The 23,589-nt window shown below is 69.7% G+C and carries 22 protein-coding genes; 19 read left to right on the forward strand and 3 right to left on the reverse strand.

All coding sequences use genetic code 11. The features are described 5' to 3' along the window. Nucleotides 1-286 precede the first annotated feature (286 nt). Nucleotides 287-1,999 (forward strand): hypothetical protein, encoded by a 1,713-nt coding sequence (locus AB0C84_RS05240; protein WP_361061303.1) that lies wholly within the window; start codon nucleotides 287-289, stop codon nucleotides 1,997-1,999. 238 nt (nucleotides 2,000-2,237) lie between these two features. Then, nucleotides 2,238-3,395, forward strand: coding sequence for an NlpC/P60 family protein (locus AB0C84_RS05245; protein ID WP_361061305.1), 1,158 nt, complete (start codon nucleotides 2,238-2,240; stop codon nucleotides 3,393-3,395). A 140-nt stretch (nucleotides 3,396-3,535) separates the two neighbouring features. Here the strand turns inward: AB0C84_RS05245 and AB0C84_RS05250 are convergent, their stop codons facing one another. After that, on the reverse strand, nucleotides 3,536-4,027 hold the full coding sequence (locus tag AB0C84_RS05250; protein WP_339155591.1) for an inorganic diphosphatase: 492 nt from the start codon (nucleotides 4,025-4,027) through the stop codon (nucleotides 3,536-3,538). Nucleotides 4,028-4,164: 137 nt separating this feature from the next. On the opposite strand from AB0C84_RS05250, the gene dacB reads away from it, so the two are divergent. From dacB to AB0C84_RS05305, 11 genes are all read left to right on the forward strand, one after another. Continuing rightward, on the forward strand, nucleotides 4,165-5,565 hold the full coding sequence (dacB, locus tag AB0C84_RS05255) for a D-alanyl-D-alanine carboxypeptidase/D-alanyl-D-alanine-endopeptidase (protein ID WP_361061307.1): 1,401 nt from the start codon (nucleotides 4,165-4,167) through the stop codon (nucleotides 5,563-5,565). Nucleotides 5,566-5,705: 140 nt separating this feature from the next. Next, nucleotides 5,706-6,815: a zinc-dependent metalloprotease gene (locus tag AB0C84_RS05260; RefSeq protein ID WP_179849591.1), complete on the forward strand. Its 1,110-nt coding sequence runs from the start codon at nucleotides 5,706-5,708 to the stop codon at nucleotides 6,813-6,815. An 81-nt stretch (nucleotides 6,816-6,896) separates the two neighbouring features. Continuing rightward, nucleotides 6,897-7,895, forward strand: a complete 999-nt coding sequence (tilS, locus tag AB0C84_RS05265) for a tRNA lysidine(34) synthetase TilS (RefSeq protein WP_361061309.1) — start codon at nucleotides 6,897-6,899, stop codon at nucleotides 7,893-7,895. A gap of 123 nt (nucleotides 7,896-8,018) precedes the next feature. Beyond that, nucleotides 8,019-8,582 (forward strand): hypoxanthine phosphoribosyltransferase, encoded by a 564-nt coding sequence (gene hpt, locus AB0C84_RS05270; RefSeq protein ID WP_361061311.1) that lies wholly within the window; start codon nucleotides 8,019-8,021, stop codon nucleotides 8,580-8,582. A gap of 382 nt (nucleotides 8,583-8,964) precedes the next feature. Beyond that, nucleotides 8,965-10,968 (forward strand): ATP-dependent zinc metalloprotease FtsH, encoded by a 2,004-nt coding sequence (gene ftsH, locus AB0C84_RS05275; protein ID WP_179845741.1) that lies wholly within the window; start codon nucleotides 8,965-8,967, stop codon nucleotides 10,966-10,968. A gap of 32 nt (nucleotides 10,969-11,000) precedes the next feature. Continuing rightward, complete coding sequence (gene folE, locus AB0C84_RS05280; protein WP_179849592.1) at nucleotides 11,001-11,606, forward strand: GTP cyclohydrolase I FolE; 606 nt, start codon at nucleotides 11,001-11,003, stop codon at nucleotides 11,604-11,606. A gap of 208 nt (nucleotides 11,607-11,814) precedes the next feature. Next, complete coding sequence (gene folP / locus AB0C84_RS05285) at nucleotides 11,815-12,675, forward strand: dihydropteroate synthase (protein ID WP_361061314.1); 861 nt, start codon at nucleotides 11,815-11,817, stop codon at nucleotides 12,673-12,675. Continuing rightward, nucleotides 12,672-13,109, forward strand: coding sequence for a nuclear transport factor 2 family protein (locus tag AB0C84_RS05290; protein WP_179845742.1), 438 nt, complete (start codon nucleotides 12,672-12,674; stop codon nucleotides 13,107-13,109). The genes folP and AB0C84_RS05290 overlap by 4 nt, the downstream gene beginning before the upstream one ends. Further along, on the forward strand, nucleotides 13,106-13,471 hold the full coding sequence (gene folB, locus AB0C84_RS05295) for a dihydroneopterin aldolase (RefSeq protein WP_179845743.1): 366 nt from the start codon (nucleotides 13,106-13,108) through the stop codon (nucleotides 13,469-13,471). Before AB0C84_RS05290 ends, folB begins: the two co-directional genes overlap by 4 nt. Further along, a complete protein-coding gene (gene folK, locus AB0C84_RS05300; protein ID WP_179845744.1) occupies nucleotides 13,468-14,055 on the forward strand; it encodes a 2-amino-4-hydroxy-6-hydroxymethyldihydropteridine diphosphokinase in 588 nt (195 codons plus the stop codon). The genes folB and folK overlap by 4 nt, the downstream gene beginning before the upstream one ends. Continuing rightward, nucleotides 14,052-14,564, forward strand: a complete 513-nt coding sequence (locus AB0C84_RS05305; protein ID WP_361061317.1) for a DUF3180 domain-containing protein — start codon at nucleotides 14,052-14,054, stop codon at nucleotides 14,562-14,564. Before folK ends, AB0C84_RS05305 begins: the two co-directional genes overlap by 4 nt. Nucleotides 14,565-14,610: 46 nt before the next feature. Here the strand turns inward: AB0C84_RS05305 and AB0C84_RS05310 are convergent, their stop codons facing one another. Continuing rightward, nucleotides 14,611-15,759: an NADH-quinone oxidoreductase subunit D gene (locus AB0C84_RS05310; protein ID WP_361061319.1), complete on the reverse strand. Its 1,149-nt coding sequence runs from the start codon at nucleotides 15,757-15,759 to the stop codon at nucleotides 14,611-14,613. Between the two features lie 358 nt (nucleotides 15,760-16,117). Between AB0C84_RS05310 and AB0C84_RS05315 the strand changes: the two genes are divergently transcribed. The 3 genes from AB0C84_RS05315 (at nucleotide 16,118) to AB0C84_RS05325 (ending at nucleotide 19,542) form a co-directional block, all read left to right on the forward strand. Beyond that, nucleotides 16,118-16,498, forward strand: a complete 381-nt coding sequence (locus AB0C84_RS05315) for a PH domain-containing protein (RefSeq protein ID WP_312879382.1) — start codon at nucleotides 16,118-16,120, stop codon at nucleotides 16,496-16,498. Nucleotides 16,499-16,821: 323 nt separating this feature from the next. Then, nucleotides 16,822-18,006 carry a PH domain-containing protein gene (locus tag AB0C84_RS05320; protein ID WP_258945561.1) on the forward strand — a complete coding sequence of 395 codons (1,185 nt, stop codon included), beginning with the start codon at nucleotides 16,822-16,824 and terminating at the stop codon, nucleotides 18,004-18,006. 327 nt (nucleotides 18,007-18,333) lie between these two features. Beyond that, nucleotides 18,334-19,542 carry a cytochrome P450 gene (locus AB0C84_RS05325; RefSeq protein ID WP_361061321.1) on the forward strand — a complete coding sequence of 403 codons (1,209 nt, stop codon included), beginning with the start codon at nucleotides 18,334-18,336 and terminating at the stop codon, nucleotides 19,540-19,542. A 288-nt stretch (nucleotides 19,543-19,830) separates the two neighbouring features. On the opposite strand, the gene AB0C84_RS05330 is transcribed toward AB0C84_RS05325, so the two are convergent. Further along, nucleotides 19,831-20,847 (reverse strand): SAM-dependent methyltransferase, encoded by a 1,017-nt coding sequence (locus AB0C84_RS05330; protein WP_361061324.1) that lies wholly within the window; start codon nucleotides 20,845-20,847, stop codon nucleotides 19,831-19,833. Between the two features lie 110 nt (nucleotides 20,848-20,957). Between AB0C84_RS05330 and AB0C84_RS05335 the strand changes: the two genes are divergently transcribed. The 3 genes from AB0C84_RS05335 to AB0C84_RS05345 all read left to right on the forward strand — a co-directional run bounded on the left by AB0C84_RS05335 (nucleotide 20,958) and on the right by AB0C84_RS05345 (nucleotide 23,390). Further along, nucleotides 20,958-22,127, forward strand: coding sequence for a sensor histidine kinase (locus tag AB0C84_RS05335; protein WP_361061326.1), 1,170 nt, complete (start codon nucleotides 20,958-20,960; stop codon nucleotides 22,125-22,127). A 76-nt stretch (nucleotides 22,128-22,203) separates the two neighbouring features. Then, nucleotides 22,204-22,893 carry a response regulator transcription factor gene (locus AB0C84_RS05340; protein ID WP_179845751.1) on the forward strand — a complete coding sequence of 230 codons (690 nt, stop codon included), beginning with the start codon at nucleotides 22,204-22,206 and terminating at the stop codon, nucleotides 22,891-22,893. Between the two features lie 161 nt (nucleotides 22,894-23,054). Beyond that, entirely contained in the window at nucleotides 23,055-23,390 is a 336-nt protein-coding gene (locus AB0C84_RS05345; protein WP_361061329.1) for a chaplin family protein, read from the forward strand. Nucleotides 23,391-23,589 lie beyond the last annotated feature (199 nt).

Below are 23,589 nucleotides of genomic sequence, written 5' to 3' on the forward strand. Positions count from 1 at the left end.
GTCGTGGGAAGTGCGGCCTCCCCGAACATGGAATGGTCATCGCCGACTGTCGCCCGAAATTCCTGTTATGTCACTCTTGGTAGCTACGTGATCGCTCAACGGGGCGACGTGCTGGTCATGTGAACGCGGTGAACCTTGCATTATTACGGTCGAAGCGCCCCAAAGTCCATTAAGTGTGACACAGTCCAAAAAGACCTAATTGAGAGGTAACGATGATGTTCGGTGTCGGAGTGTGATCCCTTGAATTTGCTGGTAAAGAGCGTCGGCAGCCTTTACCTTTTCTGGCATGAGCGACCATCTTCTGGTGGAGACGCTGCGCGAGCGCGACCCCGGCGCCCCGGCCGCGGTCTACGACGCCCATGCCGAGAAGCTCTACGCGTACTGCTGGTTTCAGCTGCGGGGGCGCGACGCGGCGCAGGTCGCCCTGCGTGACACCTTCATCGTGGCCGAGGCGCACATCGGCAAGCTGCGCGAGCCCGACCGGTTCGAGCCATGGCTCTACGCCATCGCACGGCTGGAGTGCGCCCGCCGCATGCCGCCCAGGCACCTCGTGCCGGACGTGCCGGTCGCCAGCCACGACCAGGAGGACGTCGACCAGCGCATCACGGCGTGGCAGGCCGTGCTGGGGTTGCCGCCCCTCTCCCGGGAGCTCCTGGAACTGCACGTCAGGCGCCGGTTGCCGGTTCCCGACCTCGCCGCCGTGTTCGGGTTGTCGCCGAGGGACGCGCAAACGGCGCTCGACAGCGCGCATTGCGAGCTCGAAGCGGCGTTGACCGCGGAGATGCTCGCGAACAAGGGGCCCTACGGTTGCCCTGAGCGCGCTCACCTCCTGCGTGAGCGGCAGGACGATCTCACCCACGACCTCAGCAAGCGGCTGATGGGGCACGCGCGAGAGTGTTCCGCCTGCGGAAGCCTCCGTCCCAGAAGCGTGTCGGCCGCCAAGGTGTACGAACTGCTGCCGGACGCGGTACCCGCGCCGGAGACGCGGCTCAGAGTGATGAGTTGCTTCCTGGATCCCGAACTCGTTGGCTACAGGCTCTTCGTGGCCACTCGCGTCACGGAGTTCAGGTCCGATGGATTTCCCGTCCAGAGCGCCTACGGGCGCCCCGGGCGGGCAGCCCGTCAGAGCCGGCGCTGGCGGTTCACCCGCCCGCGTAAGGCGGCTAGGGAGGAAAGGGGAGCAGCCAAGCTCTACGCACAGGTCATTCGTGCTTCTGCCGCGCTCGTGGTTGTGGCGCTCCTGTCGGCGTCCGGGGTCGCCTCCATGTACGTCGTCGGTGCCCAGCGCGAGGACAAGGACGAGCAGGCCGGCCCCCGTCCGACGGCCGTACCCGGCATCTCTCAGAGGCCTGGGCCCGTGCGGAAGTCGCCTGTTCCTTCGCAGGCGCCCGGTGCCCTTAACGCCCTTCCCATGGCCACGTTCCCACTGGGTGCACAGATTTCGTCCGCGCCGCTGCCCGCTCTCTTAGACACGCCCCCGATGCTTGCCTTCTCTGATGGGGCCGCGACGTCTGTGGCCACGGGCGTGCTGACGGTCTCCCCCCTCTTCCTTGACCTGGCAGGAGGATCAGACGGCTCCATAGAGTTAAAGGCAGAGGGCGGGCCGGTGACCTGGCAGGCGAAGGGCCAAAGCTCTCTCAAAGTCAGTCCGTCCTCCGGAAGCCTTGACCCTGGGCAGAGCGTGATCGTGCACGTTCGCGTCTCGCGGCAACGAAAGCCCTACGGAGACAGCACGCTCACGTTCCGGCCAGGTGGGACTCAGGTCCACGTCACATGGCGTTCCGATACGGCCGCTCCTACCGCGCCGCCCGAAGCGCACCGGCCAGCTAGCCCTGCGCAGGTGAGCACTGCGTCGAGCCCTTCCGGCCCACCACCGGCCGACGGGGATACTGCTTACTCGCCGCCTGTCCCTGCGGCGACCCCACCTCCGCCACAGGCGCCCGCCCCGCCCCGCTCTGGCAGCGCACCGTCCGGCGCCAGTCCGACGCTCAGCGCCTGACACCCGGCGCCTGGCGCGCGGCTGTTCGCCTACCTTCATCGCGTGGCGTTTGTACCTGCCATTTCCCGAGTCAACTACGCTTCGTAGCTGATCATTTGCGCTAGGTAGGGCCGCGGGCGGGGAGGACGTGATCATGGCACCTGGCGCACCTGAGCTACGTCGCCGTCGCGTGACCCCGTCTCCCGCCAGTAGCAGGGCGCTGCGGCTGGTCGCTCTCACCTCTGGCGTCGCGATCGGCATGAGCGTTCTGGTGCCGGGTGCGTCCGCCCGCCCGTCGGACCCTCCCGGCCCCAGCGCGAAGGATGTCGAACGCAGCGAACGCGACGTCAGGGAGCGGGCGGCCGAGGTCGGGCGGACGAAGGCCATGCTCGCCCAGGCGGACGGCGAACTCGACAGGCTCGCCATCGCCGCAGAGGCCGCCGTGGAGCGCTACAACGGTGAACTGGTGCAGCTGCGGCGGGCGCAAGAGGCGTACAGGGACATCCAAGGAAGGCTTACCGAGGCGGACCGGAGAGTGGAGGCGGCCAGAGCCGAGCTGGCGTCGTTCGCCGCGCAGGTCTATCGGGACAACACCGGCTACGACCCGATGTCCTCGGCCGTCGCGGGTGAAGGCGGGCCCCAGGGGTTCATGGACCGCGCCGGCATGGTCAAGATGCTCGCCGAACGCCGAGCCGCCATGTTCCGCCGGGTCGAAGCCTCGAAGACGGTCGCGGACGTGTTCCGCCGCCAGGCGAAGACCGCACTGGACGAGCAAGACGCAGCGACGAGGCGAGCCGACGAGGCCAAAGGGCTCGCGCAAGGCGCCGTGGCCACCCAACAAGCAGCCGTCCAGCGCATCGAGACTGACAAGCGCCATCTAGAACACAAGCTTGGCAAAGCCCAGGCGAGGGCTGCGGAGGTCAAGCGCGCGCGGGAACGTGCGCTGGAGAGGGCGCAGACGCGCAAGTTCCGTTCGGATTTCCCCGTCCCGAAGGAGGTGCCGCCTGACGCACGCGGTGCCATCGCGGTCGAGGCGGCGCTCAAGTGGCTCGGAACGCCCTACTCCTGGGGCGGGGGCGACATGGAGGGGCCGACATACGGCATCGCTCAGGGTGCCGGGACGGTCGGCTTCGACTGCTCAGGCCTGACCATGTACGCGTGGAACAAGGCGGGCGTACGGCTCGACCACTGGACGGGCACGCAGTGGACGTCCGGACCGCACATCCCCATCAGCAAGTTGCGCCCGGGTGACTTGGTCTTCTTCGCGACCAATCGGTCTGACCCGGCCACGATCCACCACGTCGGCCTCTACCTCAGCGACGGCCGCATGGTGGAGGCGCCCTACACCGGTGCGCACGTGCGTATCGCCAGCATCCACCGGCAGGACCTGATCGGCGCCACCCGTCCTGCGGGCTGAAAGAAGTCGTAGAAAGCGAGAACCCTTCTGTAGGAGTCCTACAGAAGGGTTCCCCACGAGTGTCGCGTGGGCGGCGGGGAGCGGGTCGGCGCCGTCTGCGACTCCGAACGGCCCGGCCGGCCGCACGGGCCGGGGACGGCTCAGTGGCCGCCCTGGTCGGAGGCGCGCTTGAAGGAACGCTCGATCTCCTGCTCGGCCTCCACGCGTCCCACCCAGCTGGCGCCCTCGACGGACTTTCCGGGCTCCAGGTCTTTGTAGACCTCGAAGAAGTGCTGGATCTCCAGCCGGTCGAACTCGGCGACGTGGTGTATGTCGCGCAGGTGCTCCATGCGGGGGTCGGTGGCGGGGACGCACAGGACCTTGTCGTCACCGCCGGCCTCGTCGGTCATGCGGAACATGCCCACGGCGCGGCAGCGGATGAGGCAGCCGGGGAAGGTCGGCTCCTGGAGCAGGACCAGGGCGTCCAGGGGGTCGCCGTCCTCGCCGAGGGTGTCCTCGACGAACCCGTAGTCGGCCGGGTACTGCGTGGAGGTGAAGAGCATGCGGTCGAGCCGGATGCGGCCGGTCTCGTGGTCCACCTCGTACTTGTTCCGCTGGCCCTTGGGGATCTCAATCGTGACGTCGAAATTCAAGATTTCCTCCGCTCCCTGCGCGCTCGCAGTGAATAGTCTTTCGGGAGCCTGTGGGCGAGGCCGGCACCACAGGTGAGTGTTCCCCTGTATAAGGATGTCGCACGTTGGTGAGTGCTGAGTGGGAGAGGGGCGGTCACGTGCCTGGACGGGGCCGGGCCCTCGCAGTCCTGTCGCTGTCCCTCCTTAACGTTTTCGCCGTCGCCGCGGGTCTGGCAGTGGTGAAACTCACACCGGACCGGCGCCTGTCGCCGCAACCGCCCAGCGTGGCGGCGCGCGACCTGGTGCGGATCGCGCCGTCGTCCGCCGCGATCCCCGCCGCCGATCCCGGGTCGGGCCGTCCGCCCGACCCGTCCGCCCTGGCGGGACGGCTCTCCGCGCTGATCGGGGGACCGCAGGCGAAGATCAACGCGGTGGTTGTCGACGCGGAGTCCCGGCGGCCGCTGTACGAGCTGCGCGCCGGGCAGCCCGCCACCCCGGCCTCGACGACGAAGCTGGCGACGTCGGTGGCGGCGCTGGCCTCGGCCGGCCCGGCCCACCGGATCACCACCCGGGTCGTGCGCGGCACGGGCGACGGGATCATTCTGGTCGGAGGCGGGGATCCTACCTTGACGGCGCTTCCACCGCGCCCTGGAGCCGGCCACCCGCCCTATGCGTCTCTCCCCGACCTGGCCCGCCAGACGGCTGCTGCCTTGAAGGCTTCCGGTACGGGCCAGGTGCGCGTGGACTACGACGCGTCCGCCTATCAGGGGCCCCGCACGGCGGCGGGCTGGAAACCCAACTACCTGCCCGACGGCGAACTGGCGCCTGTCAGTGCCTTGACCGTCGACGAGGGACGGGTGGCGCCGTCTGACCCGTCCAGGAGGACAAGGGTCTCGGACCCTCCTTCCGCGGCGGCAAGGGAGTTCGCGCGTCTGTTGGCCAAGAACGGGGTCAGTGCCAGGGCCGGGCGTTCGACGGTCGCGCTGAAGGAGGCCGTGCAACTCGGTGCCGTCCAGTCGCCTCCGCTGTCCGCGCTCGTGGAGCATCTGCTGACCGACAGCGACAACGACGTGGCCGAGGCGGTGGCCCGCCAGGTGGCCATCAATCTGGGGCGTCCCGCGACGTTCGCCGATGCCGCGCAGGCCGTCCGGCAGGTTCTCGCCGGGCTGGGTGTGGCCGAGGGGGTCTCGGTCAACGACGGCAGTGGATTGTCGCCGCTCAACCGCATCTCGCCTATCGCGCTCGCCCGTATCGTCTCGCTCGCTGCGGGCGGGGACCATCCGAAGCTGCGCCCGGTCATCACCGGTCTGCCGATCGCAGGTTTCTCCGGGACGTTGAGCCCGCCCCGCTACACCGTCGCGGCCAGCCAGGGGGGTGCGGGAATGGTGCGAGCCAAGACCGGCACCTTGGCGGGAGTCAGCACCTTGGCCGGACTCGCCTACGACGCGGACGGACGTCTGCTCGCCTTCGCGTTCATGGCGGGGGACGGCAAGGGACCGGTCGACCCCGGCAAGCTCGACCAGCTCGCGGCAGCGGTGGCCACCTGCGGCTGCGGCTGATCTGAGGCCCGACACCCGACCCGCGGCGCGGGTGTGGGGGAGGCCGTACGGGAGATAACCAAAGCGGTTGTTCGTTGAACGACCATGCAGGGCGCTCCGGCGCCGCGTTCCGAACGTACGGTGGTGACATGAGCGCCTCAATGATCGACTGGAACCTGGCGGTCCAGGCCGGCACCCGGCTCGTCAGGCCCGGGCCGCAGGTCACCCATGCCGAGGCCCGTGAGGTCGTGAAGGAGCTGCGCGCCCTGTCGAAGATCGCCCATGGGCACGTGCGGGACTTCACCGGCATGGCGTCCGAGCTCGATCCGGACCCAGCGACTGTCGTGGACAGGCCTGGCTGGATCCGTGCCAACGTGGACGGTTTCCGGGTGGTGCTGGAGCCGCTCATGGAGCAGATGTCCGAACGGAGCAACGGCGGCCCCCTCGGTGGAGCGGGCAACGTTGTCGTCCAGGCGGTCGGTTCGCGCGTCACGGGCATGCAGGTCGGCGCGATTCTGGCGTATATGGCGAGCCGTGTTCTGGGCCAGTACGAGCTGTTCCTGCCCCCGGACCCGTCCGGGCGTGCGCCGACAGGGCGGCTGACTCTGGTCGCGCCCAACATCGTCCATGTGGAGCAGGAGCTCGGTGTGGAGTCGCGTGACTTCCGCCTCTGGGTCTGCTTGCACGAGGAGACGCACCGCGCCCAGTTCACGGGAGTCCCCTGGCTGCGCGAGTACGTCCAGGACCAGATGACCAAGTTCCTCCTCGCGTCCGACCTCGACCCCGGCATGATGCTGGACCGCATCCGGGACGCTGCCGAGGCCGTCGCCGACGCCGTGCGCGGCGGTGACTCCAACCTCATCGACGCGATCCAGACGCCGGAGCAGCGGGAGATCCTCGACCGCCTCACCGCCGTGATGACGCTCGTCGAAGGACACGGCGACTACGTCATGGACGCGGTGGGCCCCGAGGTCGTGCCGTCCGTCCAGCAGATCCGGTCGCGTTTCCAGGGGCGGCGCTCGGGCGGCTCCAAGCTCGACAAGACGATCCGGCGCCTGCTCGGCATCGACCTGAAGATGAAGCAGTACGCGGAGGGGTCGCGGTTCGTGCGGAGGGTCGTCACGGAGGCCGGCATGAGCGGCTTCAACCAGGTCTGGCAGTCGCCGGAAACGCTCCCGACCCACGACGAGATCAAGGAGCCCAGCCTGTGGATGAGCAGGGTCGTCGGCACACGCGCCATCGACGCCCCGCCCAAGGCCAGCGAGGCCTGAGCCGCAGCGCACTTGAGCCGGTACCTGCCTTGGCGTGACCTGCCTTGGGCGAACGGCACCGTGTGGTGGTAGACGTTTGCCATGGGCCCTGATCCGGCTGTGGCGGCGGTACGTCTTGCGGTGCGCCGGGTTCTCGCCGGCCTGCCGCAGGGGGGAATGGTGCTGGCAGCGTGCAGCGGGGGCGCCGATTCGCTGGCGCTCGCTGGGGCGTTGGCCTTCGAAGCGCCCAGGGCAGGACGTTCGGCCGGAGGCATCACCATCGACCATGGCTTGCAACGCGGCTCGGACCAGCGTGCCGACGCGGTGGTCCGGACAATGGTCGACCTCGGTCTCGACCCAGCTGGTTCCATCGCGGTGACCGTCGACGGGGCCGGCGGTCCGGAGAACGCGGCCCGCGACGCTCGATACGCGGCCCTTGACGGTGCCGCCCATCAAATGGGGGCGACCGCCGTTCTGCTTGGTCACACGCAAGACGACCAGGCCGAAACCGTCCTGCTAGGGCTGGCGCGTGGTTCCGGGGCCCGCTCGTTGTCTGGCATGCCCGCCACTTTCAGGCGCTCCGAGGGAGTCAGGTACTTGAGGCCTTTGCTGGAGCTGGATCGCGTCACTACGCGCCGCGCCTGCAAGGCCATGGGGCTGGACCCCTGGGACGACCCCCACAACATCGACCCCGCCTACGCGCGCGTGCGCGTCCGGCACGAGGCCGTTCCCGCCCTGGAGAAGGCCCTTGGCCCGGGAGTGGCCCAAGCGCTGGCACGGACGGCCAGGATGCTGCGCGACGACGCCGACGCCCTCGACGAGATGGCTTCCCGCGCCTACTCCGACCTGGAGACCTCCGAAGACGGCTGCAACGTCGCCGTCCGCCTGGAGGGGCTCGAAGGGCTGCCCAGAGCCGTCCGTACGAGGGTGCTGCGGATGGCGGCGGTCAGGGCCGGCAGCCCACCGGGTACGCTCGCGGCGGTCCATATCGATGCAGTGGATCGGCTGGTCACGGCCTGGCACGGCCAGCGGCACGTGGATCTGCCAGGGGGGCTGCGCGCCTTCCGGAGGTCTGGGAAGCTGCTGTTCGGCCCGGTTTGACGTCGCGGCGTGTGCGGATCGTCACGTGTCGCGTCCGCCGCGCACTGCCCGAACGGCGCGCGGCGGTGTCCGTCCGACGTCCGTCCCACCGGACGGGCGAGGTCTGAGCTATGAGGTGGGGTTGTGGACGAGAAGGACCTGGGCAACGACCTGGCGAAGGTGCTGATCCCCGAGGACGACCTGCAGGCCAAGGTGCGCGAGCTCGCCGCGCAGATCGACGCCGACTACGCGGGCAGGGACCTGCTGCTCGTCGGGGTCCTCAAGGGCGCCGTCATGATCATGGCCGACCTGGCGCGGTCGCTGCACTCGCCCGCCTCCATGGACTGGATGGCCGTGTCGTCCTACGGTTCGGGCACCAAGTCGTCCGGCGTCGTCCGCATCCTCAAGGACCTCGACACCGACATCCTCGACCGGCACGTCCTGATCGTGGAGGACATCGTCGACTCGGGGCTGACGCTGTCGTGGCTGGTGAGCAACCTGCTCTCCCGCAACCCGGCCTCGCTGGAGATCTGCGCGCTGCTCCGCAAGCCGGAGGCCGTCAAGACCGAGATCGACGTGAAGTACATCGGCTTCGACATCCCCAACGAGTTCGTCATCGGCTACGGGCTCGACTATGCGGAGCGGTACAGGAACCTGCCGTTCGTCGGGACCCTGGCCCCGCACGTGTACGGCGGGAACGGGGCCTGAGCCGTCCTGGAGGGGCCGGAGGGCCGCAGGGAGGGCCTGATCGCCCCGGACGTGCTCACACTGGTCGGAGGCGCGCCAACGCCCCCCAGGGAACAAGGGACCGTGACGAATCGTTGCAAAGGTCGTTGACGGGTATAGGCAAGGGATGTGGGGGATCGGCGTCGGCTGCGTCTCCTGCGCCTGCGGTGTACCGTCGGTGTCCCGGACCTCGGGTTCGGGACGCGATATGAGGGAAGCCGCCACGGTGGGACCGGAGCCCCGGGCGACGGGCCTTCCCGTTGGTCGCATTGTTGGTCGCAGTGGCGTCCGTCCCCAGAGACGGGCGAGGATCGCACACAGACGTTGGTCAGGAGGGACGGGCCCCTACGGGGTAACCGGATAAATGGACGTGAAGCGCTATTTTCGCGGGCCGCTGCTGTGGATCCTGCTGTTCGGCCTCTTGGTCGCCCTCGTCATGTGGGGCGTCAACCCCGGCCGTTCGTTCGAGAAGGTTGACACCTCCAAGGTCGTCCAGGAGATCAACGCGGGCCAGGTGAAGTCCGCGAAGATCATTGACAAGGACCAGCGGATCGAGCTGACGCTCACCAACGGCAAGCAGCAGCAGGCCTCCTGGGTCGAGGGCCAGGGCCTGCAACTCCAGCAGCAACTGCAGAACCAGGCCAACGCCGGCAAGCTGTCCGGCGGCTACAACGTTGATGTCCCGAAGCAGAGCTTCTTCCTGAACCTGCTGTTCAGCCTGCTGCCCATCGTGGTCATCGTGCTGATCTTCCTGTTCATCATGAACCAGATGCAGGGCGGCGGCTCGCGGGTGATGAACTTCGGCAAGTCCAAGGCCAAGCTCATCACCAAGGACACCCCGAAGACCACCTTCGCCGACGTGGCCGGGGCCGACGAGGCCCTGGAGGAGCTCGAAGAGATCAAGGACTTCCTGCAGAACCCGGCGAAGTTCCAGTCCATCGGCGCCAAGATCCCCAAGGGCGTGCTGCTGTACGGCCCGCCCGGCACCGGCAAGACGCTGCTGGCGCGCGCCGTGGCCGGCGAGGCCGGCGTGCCGTTCTACTCGATCTCCGGCTCCGACTTCGTCGAGATGTTCGTCGGCGTGGGCGCGTCCCGGGTCCGCGACCTGTTCGAGCAGGCCAAGACCAACGCCCCCTCGATCATCTTCATCGACGAGATCGACGCCGTCGGCCGGCACCGCGGCGCGGGCCTCGGCGGCGGCCACGACGAGCGCGAGCAGACCCTCAACCAGCTGCTGGTCGAGATGGACGGATTCGACGTCAAGGGCGGCGTGATCCTGATCGCCGCGACGAACCGTCCGGACATCCTCGACCCGGCGCTGCTGCGCCCCGGCCGCTTCGACCGCCAGGTCACCGTTGACCGTCCCGACCTGGAGGGCCGCAAGGGCATCCTGCGGGTGCACGGGCGCGGCAAGCCGTTCGCGCAGGACGTCGACCTCGACGTGATCGCGCGCCGGACCCCGGGCTTCACGGGCGCCGACCTGGCCAACGTGATCAACGAGGCGGCGCTGCTCACCGCGCGCTTCGATCGCAAGCTGATCGACATGGACACCCTGGAGGAGTCCATCGACCGCGTCATGGCCGGGCCGGAGCGCAAGACCCGGGTGATGTCGGAGAAGGAAAAGAAGATCATCGCCTACCACGAGGGCGGGCACGCTCTGGTGGCGCACGCGCTGCCGAACTCCGACCCGGTGCACAAGGTGACGATCCTTCCGCGCGGGCGGGCTCTGGGCTACACCATGACCCTCCCGATGGAGGACAAGTTCCTCACGACCCGGTCGGAGATGACCGACCAGCTCGCCATGCTGCTGGGCGGGCGCACCGCCGAGGAACTGGTCTTCCACGAGCCGACGACCGGCGCGGCCAACGACATCGAGAAGGCCAGCTCCATCGCCCGCAACATGGTGACCGAGTACGGCATGAGCGAGCGCCTCGGCGCCCGCAAGTTCGGCACCGGGCAGGGCGAGGTCTTCCTCGGCCGCGACATGGGCCATGAGCGCGACTACTCCGAGGACATCGCCTCGGCGATCGACGACGAGGTCCGGCGCTACATCGAGGGCGCGCACGACACCGCGTGGGAGATCCTCGTCGAGTACCGGGACGTCCTGGACGAGCTCGTCGTCAACCTGATGGAGAAGGAGACGCTCTCCAAGAACCAGGTGCTGGAGATCTTCGCGCCGATCCAGAAGCGGCCGCACCAGAACTCCTACACCGGCTACGGCAAGCGCCTCCCGTCCGACCGCCCGCCGGTGCTCACGCCGAAGGAGCTGGCTCTGCTCGGCCCTCAGGACGTCACCGACCTGACCAAGAACAACGGCCAGAGCGGCGTCACCTCCGAGGCGGTCGACCCGTCCCCGGGCGAGAGCTGACGGCCTTGGCGATCCCGTACGACGAGGCGCCGATCGACAACGACCCGCCGGGCGAGACACTGCACGGCGGGCGTTTCGACCACGCGCGCATCGAGAAGGCCGTTCGCGAGATCCTGATCGGCATCGGGGAGGACCCTGACCGTGACGGGTTGCGCGACACCCCCGCCAGGGTGGCGCGCGCGTACGCCGAGCAGTTCGCGGGTCTGCGCCAGAAGCCCGAGGACGCGCTGACCACGGTGTTCGACGCCGACCATGAGGAAATGGTCCTGGTGAAGGACATCGAGGTGTACTCCGTCTGCGAGCACCACCTGGTGCCCTTCCACGGGGTCGCGCACGTGGGTTACACGCCCAACAAGAAGGGCCAGATCACCGGTCTGTCGAAGCTGGCCCGGCTGGTGGACGTGTACGCCCGCCGGCCGCAGGTGCAGGAGCGCCTCACGAGCCAGGTCGCCGACGCGATGATGACGGTGCTGGAGCCCCGCGGCGCCATCGTGGTCATCGAGGCGGAGCACCTGTGCATGACGATGCGCGGCGTGCGGAAGCCGGGCGCGAAGACGGTGACGTCGGCGGTGCGCGGCGACTTCCGTGATCACGCCGAGACGCGGTCCGAGGCGATGAGCCTGATTCTCGGCCGCTGACAGGCCGTTGGGTCCCCGGGGCCCGACCGAGCGTCTGAACGGGCCTCACTGTCAAGCTGAGGCCCGTTCTGCTGTTCCCGGAGAGGGTATGCCGAACGGACGGGGCGGTTGGAGCACCGCTCCGGCGGGTGGACTCCAAGGCATAGGGTTGGGTGACATGACCAGTGCCGCCGTTCCGGGGCTGCCCGAGCCAGGGCGGTGCCTCGTCATGGGCGTGGTCAACGTGACCCCCGATTCCTTCTCCGACGGCGGCGCCTGGTTCGACCCGGAGAAGGCGGTCCGCCACGGGCTCGATCTCATGGGCGAGGGCGCCGACATCGTGGATGTGGGCGGCGAGTCGACGCGCCCTGGCGCGCAGCGTGTGTCCCAGGAAGAGGAACTGCGCCGCGTGGTTCCCGTCATCGAGGCGCTCGTGGCCGAGAACGTTCCCGTGAGCGTCGACACCATGCGCGCCGAGGTCGCCGAGGCCGCGGTAGGCGCGGGCGCGCGACTCGTGAACGACGTGAGCGGCGGTCTGGCCGACCCAGACATGCCGCGCGTGGTGGCCGCCGCGGGCGTGCCCTATGTGGTGATGCATTGGCGCGGCCACAGCCACGACATGTACAACCGCGCCGTCTACACGGACGTGGTGCGTGAGGTCCGTGACGAACTGCTGCACCGAGTCGACGCCGTCCTGGGGGAGGGCGTCGACCCGTCAATGATCGTGCTCGACCCTGGGCTGGGCTTCGCCAAGAACCCCGAGACGGGGCACAACTGGTCGCTGCTCGCCCATCTGGACGCGTTCACAGGTCTCGGTTACCCCGTCCTGGTGGGGGCGTCCCGCAAGGGGTTTCTGACGAGGCTCCTCGCGGAACCGGACGGGACGCGGCGTCCGTTCGGCGAATGCGATGACGCGACCGTGGCCATCACGTCTCTCGTGGCGGCCGCCGGGGCATGGTGCGTAAGGGTGCACAGAGTCCGGCCCAACGCGGACGCGGTACGGGTGGCGGCCGCGATGCGCGCGGCCCGTCCGGTCGACCAGGACAGCGTTACCCAGGAAATCGACGACGACGGGAGTCTCCGCCTATGAGCCGTGCCGTGAACCGCGCCGACGTGGACGAGGTCCATGCCGAGTTCTATGCCGCGTTCGAGGCCGGTGACTTCGACCGCATGTCGGCGGTCTGGGCGGACGGCCCGTACGCCGAGGGTGTTTCCTGCGTCCATCCTGGCTGGACGATGCTGCGGGGACGTGAGGCCGTGCTGCGCTCGTGGGCGCTCATCATGGCCAATACGTCCTACATCCAGTTCGTGCTCACCGACGTGGAAACGGACGTGTACGGCGACCACGCTGTGGTGACGTGCAAGGAGAACATCCTGACCGCCGATGAGGACACCGAAGCAGGGTTCCTCGCCGGTGGAAGCATCGTGGCGACGAACGTGTTCGTACGGACCGGCGGGGAGTGGCGGCTTCTGCTCCACCACGGTTCCCCCGTCCTCAACGTCGTGGATGCAGAGGAAGAATGACTCTCGATCGCATCGAGTTGCGCGGGCTTCGGGCACGGGGGCGCCACGGATGCCTGCCCGCCGAGCGTGACCTTGGCCAGGAGTTCGTCGTGGACGCCGTCCTCGGCCTCGACACGCGCCCCGCCGCGGAAGGCGATGACCTTTCGCGTACCGTCGACTACGGAACGCTCGCCGGCCGGCTGGTCGCCGCGGTGGAGGGGGAGCCCCTGAACCTCCTCGAAACGCTGGCCGACCGGTTGGCGAAGATATGTCTGGAAGATCGGACGGTCTCCGAGGTCGAGATCACCGTCCACAAGCCGAGCGCCCCGATCCCGCACCCTTTCGCGGACGTCGCCGTGAAAATCACGAGGAGTCGCCCATGACAGCGTCCGACCGCATGCCCGACCGCACCGCCACCGGGGGGCACATGCTGGTCCAGCACCGTGTCGTGTTCTCGATCGGCAGCAACCTCGGGGACCGCCTGGACAACATCCAGGAGGCGGTCGACGCCCTGTTCGACGCACCGGGACTGAGCTTCGTGGCGTTCTCCCCCGTCTATGAGACCGCCCCCTTCGCGCCGCCCGGGGAGAGCATCCCCGAGCAAGGCGACTTCCTGAACATCGTGCTCATCGCCGACACGCGCCTGCCACCGGAGAACCTGCTGGAGCGGGTCCTGAACATCGAGACTTCGATGCGCCGCGAGCGCGTGGTCCGCTGGGGCCCCCGCACCCTCGACATCGACATCGTGACTTTCGGGGACATCACGTCCGACGACCCCGATCTGACGCTCCCGCACCCCCGCGCGCACGAGCGTGCGTTCGTCCTCGTCCCGTGGTCCGACATCGAGCCGGACGTCCTGCTGCCCGGGCACGGCCGCGTGGGAGACCTGGCCGAGGCCAGACAGGCGGAGGGCGGCGCGTCGGCCTGCCGCCGGCGTAACGACCTGGCTCTGCAGCAGCCTGCATGAAGCCGTCCCGCCCCCTGTTCCTCGTCGCCCTCGTGGTCGTCATAGGGGTGATCACCTGGGCGGTACTGCGTTCTGCCTACCTGTCGCTGCCCCCGCTGCCGTGGACGGCGGTGCCGACGCTGCTGCTGCTCGCCCTCGGTGAGGCGTTCACCGGGCTGAACGTGCTGCGCCGCATCCGCCGCAAGCCCTCCAAGGGACGCGCGCCGGACGCCTCCCGCAAGACGGGGCAGAAACCGCTGGATCCCTTGGCGGTGGCGCGCCTGGCGGCTCTGGGGAAGGCCAGCGCGCATTCCGCGGCGGTCATCGCGGGCGTCTTCGGCGGGTTCGCCGTCAGCCTCGCCCCCTCGCTCGAGAAGTCGACCCCCCGGCACGACTTCTTCGTGAGCGGCGGCACGTTCCTCGCTGCCGTCGTGCTGGTGGCGGCGGCGTTCTTCCTGGAGTACGCGTGCCGGGTGCCCAAGGGACCGGACGACGAGCACCGCGACCACCCTGGCGCGTCCCGAGCCTGAGGGCCCGCCCAGGCCGGGCCGATGTAGGGCGACGTGCGGTGCCGGGCTACTTGTCGATGTCGCCGACGACGAAGAACATCGAGCCGAGAATGGCGATCATGTCGGCGACCAGGTTGCCGGGGAGCAGCTCCGCGAGCACCTGGACGTTGTTGTACGACGCGGACCGCAGCTTCATCCGCCATGGGGTCTTCTCGCCGCGCGACACCAGGTAGTAGCCGTTGAGGCCCAGCGGGTTCTCCGTCCAGGCGTAGGTGTGCCCCTCAGGGACTTTCAGGACCTTCGGCAGCCGCTGGTTGATGGGGCCTGGCGGAAGCTCGGCGATGTGGTCGAGGCAGGCGTCCGCCAGGTCGAGGGACGCGTGCACCTGGTCGAGCAGACACTCGAACCGGGCTAGGCAGTCGCCCTCAGAACGAGTGACGACGCGGACGTCCAACTCGCCGTAGGCCAGGTAGGGCTCGTCCCGGCGCAGGTCGAAATCCAAACCCGATGCGCGCGCGATGGGGCCGGACACCCCGTACTGCAGGATCTGCTCCTGCGTGAGGACACCGACCCCCCTGGTACGGGCGCGGAAGATTTCGTTTCCCATGATGAGGTCGTCGATGTCACTCATGCGGGCACGGACCTCGGAGACCGCCGCCCGCGCGCGCGCCGTCCAACCGGCGGGGAGCTCCTCTTTCAGCCCGCCGACTCGGTTGAACATGTAGTGCATGCGTCCACCGGAGATCTCCTCCATGACCCGCTGCAGGACCTCGCGCTCTCGGAACGCGTAGAAGATGGGGGTGATGGCACCCACTTCCAGCGGGTAGGAGCCGAGGAACATCAGGTGGTTGAGAACCCGGTTCAGCTCTGCCAGGAGCGTCCTCGCCCACACGGCGCGGACGGGGACCTCCATGCCGAGCATGCGTTCGACGGCGAGGACGACGCCGAGTTCGCTGGAGAACGCCGACAGCCAGTCGTGCCGGTTCGCCAGGACGATGATCTGCCGGAAGTCGCGGACCTCGAACAGCTTCTCCGCTCCCCGGTGCATGTAGCCGACGATGGGCTCGGCCGCCGAGATGCGTTCGCCGTCCAAGGTGAGCTTCAGCCGGAGCACACCGTGCGTGGAGGGGTGCTGGGGGCCGATGTTCAGGGTCATGTCCTCGGTGGCGAGCTCCTTGGCGCCCGCACCGATCCCGACGATCCGTTCGGTGGTCATGGTCGCGCCTCCGCCACTCCGATCACTGCTTCATGGTCCCATGGCGAGCGGTAGTCGTTATCCGATTGACTAGGGGGCAATGAACGCGAGCCACGGCGAACCGCCGTTCGATCCCGCCGCGCATCCTGGACCGCAGGGCGCGGCGCGTCCGCCCGCGCCGTCCGGACCGGGCCACGGCGGTCAGCACCCTGGTCAAGGACAGGTAGGGGCACCCTACCCGCCGCGGCAGGGGCCGCCCGTCTACCAGGCGGATCAGGCCTTCGCGCCTGGGGCCGGCCTTCGCTGGTCGCCCATTTCCAAGCGCCATGCCCTGCACAGGCTTCTCACTGCTGTCCTGTGGGCGATTCCCGTGGGTGGAGTGGGCGCTTTCATCGTCTGGAGGAACGGCACCGTGGTCGCGGCCTCCATGTGGGTCGCCGCTGTAGTGCTCGGGGTCATCCTCACCTGGGTGGTCGCGGAGCTGGACCGCAGGGCCTACGGCTATGTCGAGCGTGGCGACGACCTCATCGTGACCCATGGCGTCCTCGTCCGGCGGCTCATCGTGGTTCCGTACGGGCGGATGCAGTTCGTGGACGTCACTGCGGGGCTTCTTGAGCGATGGATGGGCGTCGCCACCGTCCGGATGCATACCGCCGCGGCGGCGACGGACGCGACGATTCCGGGACTGCCCACTGCGGAGGCCGCGCTCCTGCGTGACCGTCTCGCGCAGAAGGGCGAGGAACGGAGCATGGGCCTATGAGCGGTCCCTACGGCCCGTATGGCCCACAGGGACGACCCGGACCGCCTGGACCGCCCGGGCCGCCAGGTCCGCCCGGTCAGCCGGGCCCTTACGGTCGCCCCGCGGGACCGCCCTACCCGCCGTCGCGTCCCGGGTACGGCCCGCCTCGGCCGCCGTATGCGTATGGGCCGCCGCAGCCGCAACGTCCGCCCGTCCGGTTTTCCGAGGGCACGCACCGGCTCCACTGGGCGACGGCTCCGCTCCGCGCGTTCGTCTTCCTCATCATCTACTTCGTCCTACTCGGCTTCCCTCTGCTTCTGACGCAGACGGACAGCGGCATCACCTTGGCGCTCACGCCGGAGGTGATCCTGCGGTTCATCCTCGTGACCATCCCCATGGGGCTGGTCGCGGTAGGAACGGGCCTGTGGGCTTGGCTCGCAGTGCGTTTCCGAGTGGACAACGACGATCTCGTCGTCGAAACCGGCATCCTGCGTAAGAACGCTCGCCGCATCCCGCTCTCGCGGATCCAGGCGATCGACGTCGTGCGTCCGCTGGTGACGCGGGTATTCGCGCTCTCCGAAGTTCGCGTGGAACTGGCGGGGGGCGAGCAGAGCGAGATCTCCCTCCGCTACCTGGGACGGCAGTCGGCGCAACAGTTGCGTGCCGAACTCCTCGCCCGCGCTGCCGGGCTCCCGGGCCAGACCCCGGAAGCTCCCGAACGGCACCTGTGGCGCGTCCCGTTCGGCTCTCTGCTCGGGTCGCTCGTCGTGCGGCTCCCCGTCCTGGGGACGGCGCTGCTCTTCCTCGCGTCCCTCATCTTCCTCGTGATGTACGCGGAAGGCGGCATCCTGGCCGTCACCATCCCGGTCCTTCTGGGCCTCATCCGGGCCGTGATCGCGCCGCTGGTCATGTACGCCAACTTCACGGTCGCGATGTCACCGGACGGGATCCGCCTGCGCTACGGCCTCCTGGAGACCCGGATGCAGACGCTGCCGCCGGGCCGCGTCCAGGCCGTCAGCATCGTCGAACCGGTGATCTGGCGCAGCCTGGGCTGGGCCCGCGTCGACGTCACCGTCGCCGGATACGCGGGCGAGCGCCAGGCGCTCTCGTCGACCCTGCTCCCCGTCGCGCCCCGCCACGTCGCCATGCACCTCGTCTCGCAGGTCTTCCCGGGGACGCAGGTGGACGCCGTCACCCTCGTCCCGGCGTCCTCCAAGACCGTGTCGATCGAGCACGCGGAAGGCGCCGGCACCGACGACGTGGTCTTCGTGACCCGGCACGGATGGCCCTGCCGCCGCACGGACGTCATCGCCCACGCGCGCGCGCAGAGCGTCAGGCTGACCGCGAACCCCTTCCAGCGGCTGCTGGGCCTGGCCACCGTCCACGTGGACGCGCCTCCGGGGCCGGTCCAGGTGGCCGCGGCGGATCGCGAACTGGGGGAGGCCCGCGCGATCGTCGAGTCCACCGCCCGCCGAGCCCTCGCCGCCCGCCGCGCGGGCGGCGGCGACCCCACCCACTGGGCCCGCTGACGACTTATCCACAGGTTCGCGTTCTCCTTCCGCGCCCCTCGGCGTCCCTCGACGATGGAACACGTCGGCCCGCCCGAGGGGGGAGGGCGGGCCGACCCCGCCAAGGGACGGACGCGATCAGGTGGAAGGAGGCATCGCCGATGGGGATGTCATGTGGGGCGAGACGATCCTGCCGGGCGAGGGCCCGCGTCACCGCGCAGATTCGCCGGAGATCCGCGAGCACCCGTAGGGGGCTGAGCCCAGACGCGCGCCGTGGAAGTCCGCCGGCCGGGTTCGACGGCTCGGCTCCGCTCCCGGCCGGCTGTGAGGGGCGCATATCGTCAGGGCATGAGCGACCTGGCCTACGACCCCTGGTCCACCGCGTTCGTGGCGGACCCGTATCCGGTGTTCGAGCGGCTCCGCGCCGAGCGTCCGGTGTTCTTCCACGAACCCACCGGCCAGTGGGTGATCAGCCGCTACGAGGACGTCGACGTGCTGCTGCGCGACCGGCGCCTCGGGCGGTCCTACCTCCACATCGCGAGCCACGAGGAGTTCGGGCAGGAACCGGAGCCCGACTTCCTCAGACCGTTCTGGGACCTGATCCGTGCCGGGATGCTCGACGTGGAACCGCCCACCCACACCCGGTTGCGACGTCTGGTGTCCAAGGCGTTCACGGCGCGCATGGTGGAGGGCCTGCGCCCGACGATCCGGCGCCTCGCCGAGGAGTTCGCGTCGGGGCTCGCCGACAGGGGCGGCGGCGACCTGCTCGCCGAGATCGCCGAGCCGCTCCCGGTGAACGTGATCGCCGAGATGCTGGGCGTCCCCGTCGAGGACCGGCACCTGCTGCGCCCCTGGTCGGCCGACATCTGCGGCATGTACGAGCTGAACCCGCCCGAGGAGGTCCAGCGGACCGCCGTCCGCGCGGCCGTGGAGTTCTCCGACTACCTGCGGGATCTGGCCCGCGCCCGGCGGGCCGAGCCGGGTGACGACCTCATCACCGCGCTGGCCCACGTCGTGGACGAGGGCGACCGGCTCACCGAGGACGAGCTGATCGGCACCTGCGTCCTGCTCCTCAACGCGGGCCACGAGGCCACGGTGAACGCGACGGGCAACGGCTGGTGGACGCTGTTCCGCCACCCCGGCCAGCTGGAGCGGCTCCGCTCCGACCCGTCGCTCGTCCCCACCGCCGTCGAGGAACTGCTGCGCTACGACACCCCGGCGCCCATGTTCGAACGCTGGGTGCTGGAGGACATCAGGGTCGCCGGCGTCGACATCCCCCGCGGCGCCGAGGTGGCGCTCCAGTTCGCGTCCGCCAACCGCGACCCGGAGGTGTTCGCCGACCCGAACCGGCTCGACCTGGGCCGCGACCCGAACCCCCACATCACCTTCGGTCTCGGCATCCACTACTGCCTGGGCGCGCCCCTGGCCCGCATCGAACTCACCGAGTCGTTCGGCGCTCTCCTGCGCGCAGCCCCCGCCCTGCGCCTCACCACCGAACCAGAATGGAAGCCCGGCTACGTCCTACGCGGCCTAACCGCCCTCCAAGTAGAACGCTGACCAACCACTCACCTCGACCAAGGCGCTGATCCGCGCCTTCACACGATCCCTCCGTTGCAGGCCCGCGCGCAGGCGACCGGGCGGGCATAGAACGCTGGCCGACCAGTGGTCCCGATCACGGCATTGATGTGATCCCCGCGCTGCGGGTCGGTCCCGAGCGATCGGGTCGGCATAGCGCGCTGGGCGGCGTGGTCGTGGGTTGATCGACGCTTTGGGTTGTCTGGCCGTACTGGCTCCGCTACGAGCGATTGGGACCGTCTGGTGCCTTGGCTGGGTGGTGTCGGGGCGTTAGTTCGTTCGGGTTAGGCAGGTGGGGAGGGGGAGGGCGACGGTTTGGGTCAGCCAGCCGAAGCCGCCCAGGCCTGTGGGGTCGGTCAGTTCGGCGTCCTCGCCCGCGTGGCACAGGGCGGCCACGTAGGCGCGGGGGTCTTGGTGGGCCAGGTCGAGGGGCGGGCGGGTTCCTGAGAGGCCCAGGGCGCGCAGGGCGTCGCGCTGGGTCGTCAGGAGGCTGGACGTCGCACCGGCGCGGCGTCCGGCGACGAGGCAGGCGTCGAGCGCTACGTGGGCGGTGACGTCGCACGACCCGTCCGGGACGGCGGGGACGGTCGCGCCGTCGCGGTAGCCGGTCAGCGTCCCGTACACGGGGCGGGACTCCCGGGAGTGCGAGTAGTCGACGGCGAGCGCGAGGCCGGCGGAGAGGCGGCCGATCACGGCGGCCCAGGCGGCGCAGCGTGGATGCCCGATCTCGGCGCGGTCGCCCGGTTCGGACAGCGGCCACCACTGCTCCAGCCAGCCGTGGTCTTCATCGGACGGCGGCGGCCCCGGCCGCTCGGTGCCGCTGACCGGGTCGACCAGCACGGTCCGGACGCCCTCGGGAGTGCGTTCCACCACGTCCAGCGGCACGTTGTCGAGCCACTCGTTCGCGACGGCGAGGCCGGTGATGGCGGCGGGCAGGTCGGGGCGCCAGGTGATCCGGGACGGGACGTCGGCGGGGCGCGGCGCGAGCTCGACCGCCGTCGGGGCGAGCCGGGCGTCCAGGTCGGGCGGTACGCGGGCCAGGATGTTGGCCAGCAGGCGGCCGGACCCGGCGCCGATGTCGACCACGTCCAGCCGGTCGGGATGGCCGAGCAGGGCGTCGACCTCGACCAGCAGGCGGGCGATGGCGGCGGCGAACCGCGGGGAGGCGTGCACCGAGGTGCGGAAGTGCTCGGCGGGGCGTTCACGCCGGTAGAAACCGTCCTCCCCGTAGAGGGCCCGCTCCATCGCGGTGCGCCACGTCAGCCATCCGGAAACCAGCGACTCCACGACTGCGACGTTACCGTGGGTGGCGGGCCTGGACGTGCCATCCCTGCGGCGGACACGGGTCCGACCTGCGGCTGATCCCGGAGTGACCAGCGGCTACGTACGCTGTCGGCATGGTGGCGAGCGCATGGGAGTGGCTGCGGGGCAAGAAGCCCCTCGTCGACGCCTTCTTCGCGCTGCCGGTCCTGTTCTTCTCGGTGCCGTCGCTGCTGGCGGGGCCGAGCGGGATCGGCCCGGGGCCCTACGTGCTGCTGACCGTCGCGCTGACCGGGCCGCTGGTGCTGCGCCGGACGTTCCCCCGGACGGTCTTCGCCTTCGTCGCGCTGGTCTCCTGCGTCCAGTGCGTGCTGGGGGAGATCCCGGTCCCGGCGAACGTGGCGGTCCTGATGGGGCTCTACACGGTCGCGGCCGGGTGCACGTTCCGCTGGGGGCTCGCGGCGGCGCTGGTCGGCGAGGTGGGCTCGGTCATGGTGACCTACCGCTACCCGTCCGGGGCCAACGACCGGAAGTTCACGTTCGTCATGATGACGGTGCTGGTGGCGGGTGTGTACGTGCTCGGTCTGCACATGCGCACGCGCCGGGCGTACCTGCGTTCGGTGGAGGAGCGGGCCGAGCGGCTGGAGCGCGAGCGCGACAACGAGGTGAAGGTGGCGATGGCGGCCGAGCGGGCCCGCATCGCCCGCGAGCTGCACGACGTGGTGGCCCACAACGTCAGCGTGATCGTGGTGCAGGCGGACGGCGCGTCCTACGCCATCGACACCGACGTGGGGCGGGCCCGGCAGGCGCTCGACACGATCGCTTCGACGGGGAGGCTGGCGCTGGCGGAGATGCGGCGTCTCCTCGGCGTGCTGCGCGAGAGCGACGACGCCGGGGTGTACGCGCCGCAGCCGGGGGTGGCGCAGCTGGACGAGCTGGTCGAACAGGTCCGCGCGGCCGGGCTGGCGGTGGAGTTCGAGATGGACGGAACCGCGGCGGCCATGTCGGAGGGACGCCAGCTCACGGTCTACCGGATCGTCCAGGAGGCGCTGACCAACACGCTCAAGCATGGTGGCCCGCGGGTGAGCGTGTCGGTGCGGCTGTGCTACTCGGACGACGCGCTGGAGATCCGGGTGGTCGACGACGGCCGAGGTGCGGCGGCCCCCGACGACGGTCGCGGCCACGGGCTGGCGGGGATGCGCGAACGCGTCGCCGTCTACGGCGGGACGGTCGTCTCCGGCCCGCGTCCCGGCGGCGGGTTCGAAGTGGTCGCGAGCCTGCCGGTTCGCGAGGAGGTCGCCGCGTGACCGGCCGCGGCGAGCGGGATCAGAGCTTGCGGCACCCCTCGCCGGGCGCGTGGGGGCTCGCGGACAGGGAGGTGGCATGACGGACGTGGAGGCGCCCATCCGGGTGGTGCTCGTGGACGATCAGGAGCTGGTGCGGGCCGGGTTCAGGATGGTGCTGGACGCGCAGCCCGACATCGAGGTCGCCGGAGAGGCCGGGGACGGGATCCAGGCGCTGGAGCTCCTGCGGGGCACGCGGGCGGACGTGGTGCTGATGGACGTCCGGATGCCGCGGATGGACGGGATCGAGGCGACGCGGCAGGTGGTGGCGAGGTCCGGGCCGAAGGTCGTCATCCTGACCACGTTCGACCTGGACGAGTACGCGTTCGCCGCGATCAAGGCGGGCGCGGGCGGGTTCCTGCTGAAGGACGCGGGCCCGGCGCAGCTCATCGAGGCGATCAAGGCGGTGCACTCGGGGGACGCGGTGGTGGCGCCGAGCACGACCAAGCGGCTGCTGGACCGGTTCGCGGTGCATCTGCCGGACGCCGAGCAGAAGGCGGTCGGGGCGCTGGAGAGCCTGACCGACCGGGAGAACGAGGTGCTGCGGCTCGTCGCGCGCGGGATGTCGAACGCGGAGATCGCCGGGCGGCTCTACGTCTCGGAGGCGACGGTGAAGACCCATATGGGGCGGATCCTGATGAAGCTCGGTCTGCGCGACCGGGTGCAGGCGGTCGTGTTCGCTTACGAGACGGGTCTGGTGAAAAGCGGTCAAACCGGCTCATCCGCGTAATGCCTTGATCACTCCGTGATCATCATTTGGCGCCATCCTGGGGCGCGCATTCGATCTTCCTTAACGTAGCCGGGTAACTACCGTACGCGACGCCGTCTTAGCGGGCGACGTCGGCACTGTCATCTTCGGGCACTGCTAAGCCCACGTACGGGAGGACTCTCGTGTTCAAGAAGCTTGCCGCCACCGGCATCCTCGGCTTCGCCGTCGCCGGCTCCGCCCTCGCCGCGACGCCCGCGTACGCCGCCGCCCTCGGCGGCGGAGGGGACGACCACGGCCACCATGGCAAGGGTCACCATGACAAGGGCCACCACGGCAAGGGTCATGACGAGGACTGGTTCAGCCACAACAGCACCAGCGGGAACTTCGGGATCCTGAACGGGACCCAGGTGATCGCTCCGATCTCGGTGCCGGTGGACGTCTGCGGCAACGCCGTCGCCGTCCTCGGCGGCGCGAGCGCTCACTGCAAGGGCGGCGCGTCCGTCAACTACGGGCACTGACACCGGCACGCGACGGGCCTGCCGCCCGTCGCCGAGGCGCCGGAGACCGCCGATGTCTCCGGCGCCTTCGCATGCCCGGCGCCGGACGGGGGTCGGCGAGCGGGGGGACGGATGCGTACGACTCAGGTCGTACGCGGGCGGGCCGGATAGCCGTGAGAGTGACGCGGAGCGTGGCCGCCGGGTCGATGGCAGGGACGGC

Origin of the sequence: Actinomadura sp. NPDC048955 (assembly GCF_040649435.1) — a bacterium.
Classification (GTDB): domain Bacteria; phylum Actinomycetota; class Actinomycetes; order Streptosporangiales; family Streptosporangiaceae; genus Spirillospora; species Spirillospora luteofluorescens.